The sequence below is a fragment of the Stenotrophomonas chelatiphaga genome (assembly GCF_001431535.1).
Taxonomy (GTDB): domain Bacteria; phylum Pseudomonadota; class Gammaproteobacteria; order Xanthomonadales; family Xanthomonadaceae; genus Stenotrophomonas; species Stenotrophomonas chelatiphaga.
The window spans coordinates 34562-47424 of sequence record NZ_LDJK01000004.1; the positions used below are offsets into that span (position 1 = coordinate 34562).

Annotated in this window: 12 protein-coding genes; 4 read left to right on the forward strand and 8 right to left on the reverse strand. The window is 68.1% G+C overall.

Annotation, left to right across the window (positions count from 1 at the left end; all coding sequences use genetic code 11):
* The first annotated feature begins 1 nt into the window (after position 1).
* Together ABB28_RS01100 and ABB28_RS01105 are read left to right on the forward strand one after the other, a co-directional pair.
* Positions 2–1348 (forward strand): dihydroorotase, encoded by a 1347-nt coding sequence (locus tag ABB28_RS01100; protein WP_057506858.1) that lies wholly within the window; start codon positions 2–4, stop codon positions 1346–1348.
* Positions 1348–2187, forward strand: coding sequence for a M23 family metallopeptidase (locus tag ABB28_RS01105; RefSeq protein ID WP_057506859.1), 840 nt, complete (start codon positions 1348–1350; stop codon positions 2185–2187). Before ABB28_RS01100 ends, ABB28_RS01105 begins: the two co-directional genes overlap by 1 nt.
* A gap of 255 nt (positions 2188–2442) precedes the next feature.
* Here ABB28_RS01105 and ABB28_RS01110 read toward each other — a convergent pair whose 3' ends face one another.
* From ABB28_RS01110 to efp, 5 genes are all read right to left on the reverse strand, one after another.
* Positions 2443–3147 (reverse strand): isoprenoid biosynthesis enzyme family protein, encoded by a 705-nt coding sequence (locus ABB28_RS01110; protein WP_057506860.1) that lies wholly within the window; start codon positions 3145–3147, stop codon positions 2443–2445.
* Positions 3148–3157: 10 nt separating this feature from the next.
* A complete protein-coding gene (locus ABB28_RS01115) occupies positions 3158–3853 on the reverse strand; it encodes a phosphoglycolate phosphatase (protein WP_057506861.1) in 696 nt (231 codons plus the stop codon).
* The gene (gene ubiG / locus ABB28_RS01120; RefSeq protein ID WP_057506862.1) at positions 3850–4566 is read right to left on the reverse strand and encodes a bifunctional 2-polyprenyl-6-hydroxyphenol methylase/3-demethylubiquinol 3-O-methyltransferase UbiG; all 717 of its coding nucleotides are present in this window, start codon (positions 4564–4566) and stop codon (positions 3850–3852) included. Before ubiG ends, ABB28_RS01115 begins: the two co-directional genes overlap by 4 nt.
* 42 nt (positions 4567–4608) lie before the next feature.
* The gene (locus ABB28_RS01125; protein ID WP_057506863.1) at positions 4609–5952 is read right to left on the reverse strand and encodes a TRZ/ATZ family hydrolase; all 1344 of its coding nucleotides are present in this window, start codon (positions 5950–5952) and stop codon (positions 4609–4611) included.
* A gap of 200 nt (positions 5953–6152) precedes the next feature.
* Complete coding sequence (efp, locus tag ABB28_RS01130; protein ID WP_057506864.1) at positions 6153–6719, reverse strand: elongation factor P; 567 nt, start codon at positions 6717–6719, stop codon at positions 6153–6155.
* Positions 6720–6839: 120 nt separating this feature from the next.
* Here efp and epmB point away from each other — a divergent pair, with 120 nt between their 5' ends.
* A complete protein-coding gene (gene epmB, locus ABB28_RS01135; protein WP_057506865.1) occupies positions 6840–7844 on the forward strand; it encodes an EF-P beta-lysylation protein EpmB in 1005 nt (334 codons plus the stop codon).
* A 7-nt stretch (positions 7845–7851) separates the two neighbouring features.
* On the opposite strand, the gene ABB28_RS01140 is transcribed toward epmB, so the two are convergent.
* The 3 genes from ABB28_RS01140 to ABB28_RS01150 form a co-directional block, all read right to left on the reverse strand.
* Complete coding sequence (locus ABB28_RS01140) at positions 7852–9984, reverse strand: putative bifunctional diguanylate cyclase/phosphodiesterase (RefSeq protein ID WP_057506866.1); 2133 nt, start codon at positions 9982–9984, stop codon at positions 7852–7854.
* Positions 9981–10913 carry a phosphate/phosphite/phosphonate ABC transporter substrate-binding protein gene (locus ABB28_RS01145; protein WP_083491855.1) on the reverse strand — a complete coding sequence of 311 codons (933 nt, stop codon included), beginning with the start codon at positions 10911–10913 and terminating at the stop codon, positions 9981–9983. The genes ABB28_RS01140 and ABB28_RS01145 overlap by 4 nt, the downstream gene beginning before the upstream one ends.
* Before the next feature lie 78 nt (positions 10914–10991).
* A complete protein-coding gene (locus ABB28_RS01150; RefSeq protein ID WP_057506867.1) occupies positions 10992–11756 on the reverse strand; it encodes an RNA methyltransferase in 765 nt (254 codons plus the stop codon).
* A gap of 115 nt (positions 11757–11871) precedes the next feature.
* Here ABB28_RS01150 and ABB28_RS01155 point away from each other — a divergent pair, with 115 nt between their 5' ends.
* Positions 11872–12699, forward strand: a complete 828-nt coding sequence (locus ABB28_RS01155; RefSeq protein ID WP_042615229.1) for an inositol monophosphatase family protein — start codon at positions 11872–11874, stop codon at positions 12697–12699.
* Positions 12700–12863 lie beyond the last annotated feature (164 nt).

Sequence of the window (12863 nt, forward strand, 5' to 3'; positions counted from 1 at the left end):
CATGCCTTCCACGCTGATTACCAACGCCCGCCTGGTCAACGAAGGCCGCGTCTTCGATGCCGACCTGCGCATCGAGAATGGCCGCATCGCACGCATTGAAAGCGGACTGGCCGCACGCGATGGCGAGCAGGTGGTCGATGCCGCCGGCCGCTGGCTGCTGCCCGGCATGATCGATGACCAGGTGCACTTCCGCGAGCCAGGCCTGACCCAGAAGGGCGACATCGCCACCGAATCGGCCGCCGCGGTGGCCGGTGGCCTGACCACCTTCATGGACATGCCCAACACCAACCCGCCGACGCTGAACGCCGACGCCCTGCAGGCCAAGTACGATTCCGCCGCCGGCCGCGCGCGCGCCAATTACGGCTTCTACATGGGCGCCAGCAACGACAACCTGGAGCACATCCAGCGCCTGGATCCGAAGACCGCGCCGGGCATCAAGGTGTTCATGGGGGCCTCCACCGGCAACATGCTGGTGGACAACCCGGAGACGCTGGACGCAATCTTCCGCGACGCACCGACCCCGATCATCACCCACTGCGAAGACACGCCGATGATCGACGCGCTGATGAAGGAATACCAGGCGCAGTACGGCGACACGCTGAGCGCCGAGCAGCATCCGGACATCCGATCGCGCCAGGCCTGCCTGAAGTCGTCGGAACTGGCGGTATCGCTGGCCCGCAAGCACGGCACCCGCCTGCACGTACTGCATATTTCCACCGCCGACGAACTGGCCCTGTTCGAGCGCGGCCCGCTGATCCGCGCCGACGGCAGCCGCAAGCAGATCACCGCCGAAACCTGCATCCATTTCCTGCGCTTCGACCGCACCGATTACGCGCGCCTGGGCAACCTCATCAAGTGCAATCCGGCGATCAAGGACGTGGCTGACCGCGAGGCGCTGACCGCTGCGCTGGTGGAGGACATCATCGACGTGATGGCCACCGATCATGCCCCGCACACCTGGGAAGAAAAGCAGAAGCCGTACGCGCAGGCGCCGTCCGGCCTGCCGCTGGTGCAGTACGCGCTGACCGCCGCACTGGAACTGGTGCACGAAGGCAAGCTGGACATCGCCCGGGTGGTGCAGAAGTTCGCGCACGCGCCGGCCCAGCTGTTCGACGTGGCCGAACGCGGCTTCCTGCGCGAAGGCTATTTCGCCGACCTGGTGCTGGTGGAAGACAAGCCGTTCACCGTCAAGCGCGAAGACGTGCTGTCCAAGTGCGGCTGGTCGCCCTTCGAAGGCACCACCTTCCAGTCGCGCATCGCCTCGACCTGGATCAATGGCCAGCTGGCCTGGGACGGCACGCAGATCGTGGGAGCGGCCAACGGCCAGCGCCTGGCGTTCAACCGCTGATGCGGGCGCTGTTGCTGGGCTCGGTGCTCGCCGGCGCCCTGCCCGTGCTGCTGTCCGCGGCAGCCCCGGTCGAAGCACAGGCCACCGACAGCCGCGTGGTGTTTCCGGCCAGCGCCTCGCAGGGCGCGATGGTGATCGGCAAGGTGCCGGCCGGCAGCAGCGTGCGCTATGCCGGCCGCAGCCTGCGGGTGAGTGGCTACGGCAGCGTGGTGTTCGGCATCGGTCGCGACGAGCAGGGCCCGCTGCAGGTTGAAGTACAGCGCCCCGACGGCGGCAGCGAGCGCGTCGCCATCGCGGTGACGCCGCGTGACTGGCCGGTGGAACGGGTCAACGGCGTGCCGCCGAAGACGGTCAATCCACCGCCGGCCATCGCCGAACGGATCAAGCGCGAACAGGCCCAGGTGACGGCGGCGCGGGCGCGCGATGACAACCGTGCCGACTTCGCCCAGCCGTTCGTGTGGCCCGTGCAGGGTCGCATCAGCGGCCGCTTCGGCAATGCGCGTGTCTACAACGGGCAGCCCGGATCGGGCCATTCCGGCATGGACATCGCCGTGCCCACCGGCACGCCGGTCAAGGCGCCGGCGGCTGGCGTGGTGACCTTCGCCGCACCGGACCTGTACCTGACCGGCGGCACGCTGCTGCTTGACCACGGCTTCGGGGTGAGCTCGAACTTCCTGCACCTGTCGCGCATCGACGTGAAGGTCGGCGACCGGGTCGAACAGGGCCAGGTGATTGCCGCGGTGGGGGCTACCGGGCGGGCGACCGGCCCGCACCTGCACTGGGGCATGAACTGGTTCGACACCCGCATCGATCCGCTGCTGGTGCTGGAACGCAGGTAGCGCCGAGCCGTGCTCGGCGGAATCTTTCAGAGCACCGCCCGCTGCGCTCGCCGACCATGGGTCGGCGCTACCAACTCGTCCTGCTAGCGCCGAGCCGTGCTCGGCGGAATCGGTCAGACCACCGCCCGCTGCGCTCGCCGACCATGGGTCGGCGCTACCGTTTCGTTCTGGTAGCGCCGAGCCATGCTCGGCGGAATCATTCAGATCACCGCCCGCTGCGCTCGCCGACCATGGGTCGGCGCTAGCCGCGCGGCATCAACCGCGCGCGGCCCACCACACACGCAACAAGGTGCGCACCGGCGTTGCTTCAATCGGCTTGCCACTGGCCTGCGACTGCAGCCGTGCACGCGCCAACGCCGCCCAGATCCGCCGCGGCCGCGGGCCGGCAACGCGCAGTTTCCAGTCCTTCAGCAGTTCACCGGCCCAGCGCCGTGGAGCGGCGGCAGCATCGGGTTCCAGCAGCGAGCGCGGCACGCCGGTCACGCCCGCGTCGTACAGCCGCTGCGCCAGCGTCTGCAGCAGCACGGCCTGGCCCGCACCGGCGCGCGGGCGGTCTTCGAACAGCACCACCTCCACTGCCGCCACCGCTTCGGCGAACGCGGTCAACGCACGCTGCGCGGCGGCCGCATCCACGGCCACGGCACGCGCCTCCACCAGGCTCGGCAGCGCATCGGCCAGTACCGCCCACGGTGCGCGGATCGGCTCCAGCACGCGGCCCAGCGGGTGGCGCGAGCGCTGGCCCGCCCAGCTGCGCAGCTCTTCGCCCCACCAGGCCAGCTTGGCATCGGCCGGCAGCGGGTCGCCGCTGGTGTTGAGCATGTCATCCAATTCCTGCAGCAGCGAAAACCACGCCACCGCCCGCGCACGATGTTCCGGCGCGACGAACGGCTCGGCCACCGACCACTCGGGCCAGCGTGCACGCCACTTGTCCAGGAAGCTGTCCAACGCACTGCTGTTCACTACGTATCCTTCAATGCTTGACCGGCAGTGCCGGGAGGGTCGGCCAGCGTGCGGCCTGCTGCAGCGAGTGCGCATCATCCAGCGCAACATCGGCGTTCCAGCTGGCCGGGTCGTCATCGGCCAGGCGATAGCCCCACAACGCGGCGACCGACGGCATTCCGGCAGCGCGCGCGGCGATGATGTCGCGCTCGTCATCGCCGACGTACACACAGTCCGACGGTGCGATGCCGATCGCCTGCGCCGCATGCAGCAACGGCAGCGGGTGCGGCTTGCGCTCGGGCAGCGAATCGCCGCCGACCAGCACCGCACAGCGCGCCTGCCAGCCGTGCTGCGGCAGGATCAGCCGCGCCAGGTATTCGGGCTTGTTGGTGACGATGCCCCAGCGCACGCCGGCAGCGTCCAGCGCGGCGAGCATGCCCGCCACCCCATCGAACAGCGTTGCATGCTGGCCGATCAGTGCCTGGTAACGCTGCAGGAACTCCGGGATCAACGCATCGCGTTCATCGCCGGGCAGCTCGGGGAAGGCCACGGCCAGCATCGCCCGCGAGCCCTTGGAGACCACCGGGCGAAGCGCTTCAAGGGAGATCGGCGGCCGGCCGCGAGCGGCCAGCATGTCGGCCGCGGTCGCCACGAAATCCGGCGCGCTGTCCAGCAGGGTACCGTCCAGGTCGAACAGCACCGCGGGCGGGAAGCGCACTGCGGTCATGCCGGCTTGGTCGCGTGGGCAAGGTAGTTGATGTCGGTACGGCTGGACAGCCGTGCGCGGTTGCGCCACGGCTCGTAGGCCATGCCGCTGACGTCCTGCAGTTGCAGGTCGGCGTCGCGCAGCCAGCGTGACAGCTCGGCCGGGGTGATGAATTCCTGGTAGTGGTGGGTGCCCTTGGGCAGCAGCCGGGCCACGTATTCGGCCCCCACGATCGCCACCGCGAACGCGGCGGCGGTGCGGTTGATGGTGGACAGGAACAGCTGGCCGCCGGGTTTCAGCAGCCGCTTGCAGGCTTCGATGATCGCACCGGGGTCCGGCACGTGTTCCAGCATTTCCATGCAGGTCACCACATCGAAGCTGCCCGGCTGCTCGGCGGCCAGATCCTCGGCGGCCTGCACCCGGTAGTCCACGGTCACGCCGGTTTCCAGCGCATGCAAGCGCGCCACCTTGACCAGTTCCGGCGCCAGGTCGATGGCGGTCACCTCGGCACCGGCCTGGGCCAGCGCCTCGCTGAGCAGGCCGCCACCGCAGCCGATGTCCAGCACGCGCAGGCCGCGCAGTGGTGCGCGGTCGGCGACGTATTTCGTGCGCACCGGGTTGAGCGCATGCAGCGGCTTCTGCGGACCTTCCGCGTCCCACCAGCGGTTGGCCAGGGCGGCGAATTTGTCCAGCTCGGCCTGGTCGAAATTGGAAGAAGCGTTCGGGGCGTTCATGGGGTGTCCTTGCGGCGCCGGAAGGCGCGCGGATGGGATGGATCAGGCGCGCACGTGGCGGATGCGCTCGCGCCACTGGCGCGCGTTGGCGATGATGCCCGGCAGGTCCATGCCGACCAGTTCGCGCTGCACCAGCTTGGGCTGGCCGGCGATCCACACATCGCTCACCTGCTGGCGGCCGGTGGCATACACCAGCTGCGACAACACGTTGTGCAGGGGCTGGGTTTCCAGCGCGGACAGGTCCACGCAGACCAGGTCGGCCTGCTTGCCGACTTCGATCGAGCCGATGCGCTGTTCGAAGCCCAGCGCACGCGCGCCGCCCAGCGTGGACGCGCGCAGCGTGCTCGCCGCATCCAGCGCGGTCGCATCGTTGGCCACGGCCTTGGCCAGGATCGCCGCGGTGCGGTTTTCGCTGAACATGTCCAGGTCGTTGTTGCTGGCACAGCCGTCGGTGCCGATGGCCAGGTTCACTCCCGCGCGCTGCAGCGCGCAGGCCGGGCAGAAGCCGGACGCCAGCTTGAGGTTGGACTCAGGGCAATGCACCACGCTGACGCCGCGCTCGGCGCACAGGTGGATTTCCGCGTCGGTCAGCTGGGTCATGTGCACGGCGATCAGGCGGTCGTTGACCAGCCCCAGCCGATCCAGGCGCGCCAACGGGCGCTGGCCGTGCAGCTTGATCGAATCGCTGACTTCCTGCGCGGTCTCATGCGTGTGCAGGTGCACCTGCATGTCCAGCTGGTCGGACAGCATGCGCACGCGCTCGAAGTTCGCATCGTTGACCGTATACGGCGCATGCGGGGCGAACGAGGTGCCGATCAGCGGATCGTTGCGCCACTGGTCGTGCAGCTCGCCGGCCTTGGCGAAGTACTCGTCATCGCTCTTGGCCCAGGCGGTGGGGAAATCGATGATCACCGCGCCGACCAGCGCGCGGAATCCGTGCTTCTTGTAGACCGCGGCCTGCACGTCGCCGAAGAAGTAGTTTTCGTTGGCGCAGGTGGTACCACCGCGCAGCATTTCGGCGATCGCCAGGGTGGTGCCGTCGGCCACGAATTCCGGCCCGATCACCGCTGCTTCCACCGGCCAGATGTGCTGCTGCAGCCAGGTCATCAGCGGCAGGTCGTCGGCCACCCCGCGCAGCAGGGTCATCGGATTATGGGTATGCGCGTTGACCAGGCCCGGCATCAGCGCCGCCTCCGGGCGGCTGACCACCTGGGCGGCAGTGAAACGTTCGCGCGCCTGGCTGCGTGGCAGGATCGCGATGATCTCGCCGTTGCGCACCGCCACTGCGTGGTCTTCCAGCACCACGGCATGCGGCTCGATCGGGACCACGTAACCGGCTTCGATCAGCAGGTCACAGGCTTCGGGGAGGTGCGGGCTATCGCTCATGCGGGCTCACTGGCTGGGGGGCGGCGAGATACTGCTGGGGGACACGCCCCTGAGTCAGGGGCTGCCGCGAAGCGGCGGGGTCTGGAGACTCGTGAAGCGGGGCCCATGATCTGCCGAAGCAGATCATGGGAGCGCCAGCGCGAATGCGATGGCGCGTACCCAGCCAGCGGCCGTCCCTACCGTAATCCAGCTGTACCGGATTACTTTACGCGTGCGGAGTATTCGCCCGAACGGGTGTCGACCTTGATGGTCTCGTCCTGGTTCACGAACAGCGGAACGCGGACCACCGCGCCGGTTTCCAGCGTGGCCGGCTTGCCGCCGCCGCCGGAGGTGTCACCACGCACGCCCGGATCGGTCTCGGTGATCTTCAGTTCAACGAAGTTCGGCGGCTGCACGAAGATCGGCGAACCGTTCCACAGGGTCACGATGCAGGATTCTTCACCCTTCAGCCACTTCTCCGCGCCGCCCATGCCGGCCTTGTCGGCCTGCACCTGCTCGAAGGATTCCGGGTCCATGAAGTGCCAGTACTCGCCGTCGCTGTACATGTAGTCCATGTTGGTGTCGACGACGTCGGCCACTTCCACGTCATCGGTGGCCTTCATGGTCATTTCCACGGTCCGGCCGGACTTGATGAAGCGGTAGCGCACGCGGGTGAAGGCCTGGCCCTTGCCCGGCTTGATGAACTCGGTTTCCGAGATGACGGCCGGTTCATTGTTGACCAGGATCTTCATCCCGTTCTTGACATCGTTCATGCCCGCAGTGGCCATGCTCAAGCTCCTCAAATGGCGAAACCGCCGCGTGTGCGGCGAGCCGGATAGAATGGAAAGCCCACCGGAGGCCGGTGGGCACTGATTTATGTCCCCATGATAACCGCAGGCCCCCTGTCCATGCAGCTCTCCGCCGCTCACCGCCCCGTTTCCGCCCGCTGGCAGCAGCTCTGGCGCCAGGCGATACGCGACCCCGGCGAACTGCTTGCGCGGCTCGGCCTGGAGCCTGCCGCGCTGGGTGTTTCCGAGGCGGCCCTGCAGCAGTTCGCGCAGCGCGTACCGGAAGGGTTCGTGGCCCGCATGCGGCATGGCGACCCGCACGATCCACTGCTGCGCCAGGTGCTCCCGATCGACGCCGAAATGCGCCAGGTGCCCGGTTTCAGCCTGGATGCGGTCGGCGATGGTGCGGCCAAGAAGGCCACCGGGGTCATCCAGAAGTACCGCGGTCGGGCGCTGCTGGTGACTACCGGCAGCTGCGCGATCAACTGCCGCTACTGCTTCCGCCGCCACTTCGATTACGGCACCGAAAACGCCGCCAAGGGCGGCTGGCAGGAGGCGGTGCGGGCCATCGCCGAAGACCCGGGCATCGACGAGGTCATCCTGTCCGGCGGCGATCCCCTGTCGCTGGCCACGCACAAGCTGGTGGAGCTGACCGACGCGCTGCGCGCCATCCCGCATCTGCGCCGGCTGCGCATCCACAGCCGCCTGCCGGTGGTGTTGCCCGAGCGCGTGGACGATGAACTGGTGGCCTGGCTGGGCAGCCTGCCGTGGCCGCTGGCCTTCGTGATCCACGCCAACCATGCCAACGAATTCGATGCCAGCGTGGATGCCGCCCTGGCGCGCCTGCGCGCGGCCGGCGCGCAGCTGCTGAACCAGGCCGTGCTGTTGCGCGGGGTCAACGACAGCGAAGACGCGCTGGCCGCGCTGAGCGAACGCAGCTTCGCCGCCGGGGTGATGCCGTACTACCTCTACCAGCTGGATCGCGTGGAGGGCGTGGCCCACTTCGAAGTGGACGATGCCACGGCCAAGGCCCTGATCGCCGCACTGACCGCACGCCTGTCCGGCTACCTGGTCCCCAAGCTGGTCCGCGAACTCCCCGGCGACCCCAGCAAGCGCCCCGTATAGCCGGAAATCAGGCGCCGGATTCGATCATCTGCACCACTGCGGTGGCGGTGATCGGGTGGCTCAGCCAGTACCCCTGGGCCAGGTCGCAGCCGCGCTGGCTGAGCAGGTCGAACTGCACTTCCTGCTCGATGCCTTCGGCCACCACGGTGATTCCCAGCGCGTGGGCCATGGCGATGATCGCGGTGGTCAGCGCCAGGTCATCCGGGTCGCGCTGCATGTCGGCGACGAAGCTCTTGTCGATCTTCACCCCGTCCACCGGCACCTGGCGCAGGTGGCTGAGTCCTGAAAAACCGGTGCCGAAATCGTCCAGCCATACTTTCACGCCGGTGCGGTGCAGCTTGTCCAGCAACTGGGCGGCCAGCATCTCATCGCCTATCACGGCCGTCTCGGTCAGCTCCAGGTGCAGGCGCGAAGCCGGCAGTCCGGATTCGTGCAGGCACTGCGCGACCAGGTCCGGCAGTTCGCCGCCGCGCAGCTGCCGCGGTGACACGTTGACCGACACGAACATCCCTTCGCCATCGCCGCTGCGCGGCCACTGGGCCGCTTCCATGCAGGCCGCGCGCAGCACCTTCGGGCCGATCACTTCGATCAGTCCGCTCTGCTCGGCCACTTCGATGAACACCGATGGCGGGATCGTGCCCAGCGTCGGGTGCTGCCAGCGCAGCAGCACTTCCACCCCGACCATGCGCCGGTCGCGGGTGCGGAAGATCGGCTGGTAGGCCAGCCGCAGTTCACCGCGTTCCCAGGCACCGCGCAGCTCCTGCTCCATGTGCACGCGGCGTTCCACGGCGTGGTCCATGGCGCGGCTGTAGTAGCGATGGCAGTTCTTGCCCGCCATCTTGGCCTGGTACATGGCGATGTCGCCGTTCTTCAGCAGGGTGGTCGCATCGGCGGCATCATCGGGGAACAGGGTGACGCCGATGGACGCGCCCAGGAACAGCTCGCGGCCCTGTACGCGCAGCGGCTTGCCCAGCTCGCGCACCAGCAGGTCGGCCAGCTCGCGCGCCTGCGCGGCGACATCACCTTCGGCCAGCAGGATCACGAATTCGTCGCCGCCGAAACGCGCCAGCAGCGCCTCGTCGCCGCCCGCCGCGGACACCGCCTCGCTGATCCGCTGGACGAACTGCAGCAGCGCTTCATCGCCTGCTTCGTGGCCCAGCGTGTCGTTGACCCGCTTGAAGTCATCCATGTCGGCAAACAGCAACGCCAACTGGTGGCCCGACGCGCGCGCCGCCATCAGGCGATGGTCCAGCGTCTCGCGGAACGCCAGCCGGTTGGTGAGCCCGGTCAGGGCATCGGTATAGGCCATGTGCCGCACTTCGCGGTCATGCCGGGCGATGGCATCGCGCATCCGGGCGAAGGCGCGCACCAGCTCGCCGACTTCATCGTCGCGATGGTTCTCGCGCAGCGGCACCTGGTAGTCGCCGGCCTCGATCTGCCGCGCCGCCATCGCCAGCCCCCGGATCGGCGTGACCAGGGTGCGCTGCACGTACAGCACCACCGCCACCCCGATCGCCACCAGCAGCGCCAGCATCAGCAGCAGCCAGCCAAGGTGGCGGGTGCCGACCTGTTCCAGCCGCTGCGCCAGGGTCTGGCTGGCCTGCGCCTCCAGCACCTGCACTTCCTTCAACGAAATGCCTACGCGCACGCCACCCAGGCGCTGGTTGCCGACCATGATCGGCATGCTGTTTTCCAGCACCTTCGGCGATTCCTGCACCAGCGCGGCCTTGGCGGCCACCGCCTTGGCCGCGAGTGGATCGGACATCGCACGCCCATAGTCCGGCACGGCCACCGACCCGTCATGCAGCAGGCGGCCCTTGGCATCGAACACCAGCACGTAGCCCACCGCGCGTTGCCGCGACACGTTGCGCACCAGCGCACCGACCTGCTCCAGGTCGTTGTAGTACAGCGGGTTGGACAACGCATCGGCCAGTTCACGGGCCATCGTCTCGCCGCGGCTGCGCATGCTGCGGTCGAACAGTTCGTGGATGACCGTGCCGCTGAGGCGGGTCACTTCCCGCTGGGAGGCCGCCTGCCGTCCCAACAGCACCGCCAGGATGGCCACCACCACCAGCATCGCCCCGCCCATCGCCAGCACGAAGCGCGCCTGCATTCCCGATCCCAAGCCCAGGCGCTTCATTCCACTTCCATCCGCACGCGTACCAGTCCTCGTTTCAAATCATCCAGCCGCCGAAGCATCCGCGCATCGACGCGATGGAAGCCGGATGTACCAAAAAACCGTGCCAATGCACCTTTCGCCTGCGGGTCCTGCGCGGCCTGCAGCAGCACCTGCTGCAGGCGATCGCGCACCTGCGGATCCAGGTCCGCGCGCACCACCTCCACCGCGCGCGGATACGGCGCAGTGCGATGGATCACCCGCAGGTCATGCTTGAACGCCGGTGGCACCCGGCGTTCATCGTCCCAGTCCACGCTGCTCACCGCACCGGCGTCGACCATGCCCTTCTGCACGAAGGTGGCGATGTTCAGCTCGGTACGCGCGAACACGTAACCCACCGCATCGGCGGTGGGCGTGTCATCGGGCTCCTGCAGGATCTGCGGCACCAGGCCGTTTTCCAGCAGGGTCATGGCCGGCACCAGGTAGGCACTGGTGGAGGCCGAGTTCTGCAGCGCCAGGGTATGCCCGCGCAGGTCCGCCAGCTGGTGCAGTTGGCTTTCGCGGCGCACGAAGAACACGCTGTGGTATTCGCGCACCCCGCTGCGTTCGGTCAGCAGCAGCGGGCGCGCATCCGCGCGCTGGCCCAGCGCCACCGCGGTGCTGGCCGTTTCGGTGACCCAGTCAACGCGTCCGCGGCGCAGGTAACTGGCCATCTGCTGCGCATCGCGCGCCATCAGCACGCGGCCTTCGGTGATGCCCAGGTCGTGCATGTGCGCCACCACGTAATCCAGCAGGGGCTGCAGCTGCGCATAGTGTGACTTCGGATCGTCGCTGATGCGGCCCAGCACCAGCACGTGACGCTGGTCCGGCCGCCCACTGCTGGGCACCGGCGACGCGGCCATGCACGCGCCTGCCAGCAGCAGGCACGCCAGGCCCAGCAGTCCCCACTGCATGCGTCCCAGCCAAGCGTTCACGATGTTCCCCCTTGATGTAAGGGAAAGACTACCCGAAAAAGTGAGAACTGCGTCAGGCTATTTTTTGTCGCCGTGTGCCAGACGGGCCATGCGCTGGGCGTCGGCCAGGATGCCGCGCAACAGGCGGACTTCCTGCTCGCTGGGCTCGCTGCGCAGGAACAACCGGCGCAGTTTGCGCATCGCCGATTCCGGCGCCCTGCCCTTGTGGAACTCGATCTCGTCCAGGGTCTCGCCGAGCTGGCCGAAGAAGCTTTCCATCTGCTCATGGCTGGCGGGCTGTTCGCGCAGGCCCGGCTCGACCACTGGCGTAGCAGCATCGCCGAGCAGGCGCATGCGCACCTCGTAGGCCAGCACCTGCACCGCCGCGGCCAGGTTCAACGAACTGAACGCGGGATCGGACGGAATGTGCACCGCGGCATGGCACAGCTGCAGCTCTTCGTTGGTCAGGCCGGTGCGCTCACGACCGAACACAATGGCCACTTCGGCGCCTTCGCCCGCCTTGGCGGCGACCCGGGCGGCGGCCACGGTGGGCAGCAGCTCTTCCAGCTGCACCCGGCGCGCACGCGCGGTGCAGCCCAGCACGAGGGTGCAGTCGGCCACGGCATCGGCCAGGGTCGCCACTACCGGGGCATCGCCCAGCACGTCTTCGGCGCCGGCCGAACGCCGGAAGGCATCTTCGTCGAGCGGCTTTTCCGGGGCGACCAGCACCAGCCGGGCCAGGCCCATGGTTTTCATGGCACGCGCGGCGGCGCCCATGTTGCCGGGATGCTGGGTCCCGACCAGGACGAAACGGATACGGGGAGCAATGGATGGATCGGACATGAACGCGGTAGTCGAGCTGGACGGCCTGCAATGGTAAACTGTGCGGCCGGCCACTGCGCCGGACCTGCTCTTTTCCCCCGCCGATCCCCCCTCTGCCCTCCCGGGAGCTACCGCCATGCAGAAACCCGCCGTCACCGTCATGGTCAAGGCCGCCCGCCTCGCCGGCAACGTATTGTTGCGCAACATCAACAAGCTCGAGGCGCTCAACGTGGTGCAGAAGGGCCGCATGGACTATGCCAGCGAGGTCGATGCGGACGCGGAAAAGGTCATCGTCAAGGAACTCAAGCGCGCCTACCCGGAATACGGGGTGATCGGCGAGGAAGGTGGCACCCAGGGTGCCAACCGCTACATGTGGGTCATCGATCCGCTGGACGGCACCAGCAACTACCTGCGCGGCTTCCCGCACTACTGCGTGTCCATCGCGCTGGTGGAAAACGGCGAGCCGACCGATGCGGTGATCTTCGATCCGCTGCGCAATGAACTGTTCACTGCCAGCCGCGGTGCCGGCGCGGTGTTCAACGACCGCCGCATCCGCGTGTCCGACCGCAAGGACCTGGAAGGCACGATGATCCACACCGGCTTCGCCCCGCGCGAGCGCGCCCGCGCCAGCGCCCAGCTGAAGGCGGTCGACACGCTGCTGGTGCAGGCCGAAGACGTGCGTCGCACCGGCTCGGCCGCGCTGGACCTGGCCTACGTGGCCTGTGGCCGCGCCGATGCCTATTTCGAGGCCGGGGTGAAGTCCTGGGACATCGCCGCGGGGATCCTGCTGGTCCGCGAAGCGGGCGGCAAGGTCTGCGATTACAAGGGCGCCACGCTGGGGCGGATGGACAACCGCGGCCCGGAAAACCACCAGGTGGTGGCGGGCAACCTGAAGGTGGCCGAGTCGCTGCAGAAGGTGCTGGTCAACACCGGCTACGCCGCCGAGTTCGACGCGAAGTTCTGATTTCGCTTGAACCGGGTGGGTCGGACGGCGCCTTCGGGCGCCGTTCTGCTTTGTGCGGCAACGGCGACGGCAACGGCAACGTCAAAAGCTGGGGGCCGCGTGCTGGTGGGGCGGGGTGGATTGGCGGGAATCGCCGTGAATCCATCCATGGAGGCTCGCCATCC

Bases quoted from the DNA above. Each gene is read 5' to 3' on its own strand.
- ABB28_RS01100 (WP_057506858.1), top strand. From the start codon at position 2: ATGCCTTCCACGCTGATTACCAACGCCCGCCTGGTCAACGAAGGCCGC.
- ABB28_RS01105 (WP_057506859.1), top strand. From the start codon at position 1,348: ATGCGGGCGCTGTTGCTGGGCTCGGTGCTCGCCGGCGCCCTGCCCGTG.
- ABB28_RS01115 (WP_057506861.1), bottom strand. From the start codon at position 3,853: ATGACCGCAGTGCGCTTCCCGCCCGCGGTGCTGTTCGACCTGGACGGT.
- ubiG (WP_057506862.1), bottom strand. From the start codon at position 4,566: ATGAACGCCCCGAACGCTTCTTCCAATTTCGACCAGGCCGAGCTGGAC.
- ABB28_RS01125 (WP_057506863.1), bottom strand. From the start codon at position 5,952: ATGAGCGATAGCCCGCACCTCCCCGAAGCCTGTGACCTGCTGATCGAA.
- efp (WP_057506864.1), bottom strand. From the start codon at position 6,719: ATGGCCACTGCGGGCATGAACGATGTCAAGAACGGGATGAAGATCCTG.
- epmB (WP_057506865.1), top strand. From the start codon at position 6,840: ATGCAGCTCTCCGCCGCTCACCGCCCCGTTTCCGCCCGCTGGCAGCAG.
- ABB28_RS01140 (WP_057506866.1), bottom strand. From the start codon at position 9,984: ATGAAGCGCCTGGGCTTGGGATCGGGAATGCAGGCGCGCTTCGTGCTG.
- ABB28_RS01145 (WP_083491855.1), bottom strand. From the start codon at position 10,913: ATGCAGTGGGGACTGCTGGGCCTGGCGTGCCTGCTGCTGGCAGGCGCG.
- ABB28_RS01150 (WP_057506867.1), bottom strand. From the start codon at position 11,756: ATGTCCGATCCATCCATTGCTCCCCGTATCCGTTTCGTCCTGGTCGGG.
- ABB28_RS01155 (WP_042615229.1), top strand. From the start codon at position 11,872: ATGCAGAAACCCGCCGTCACCGTCATGGTCAAGGCCGCCCGCCTCGCC.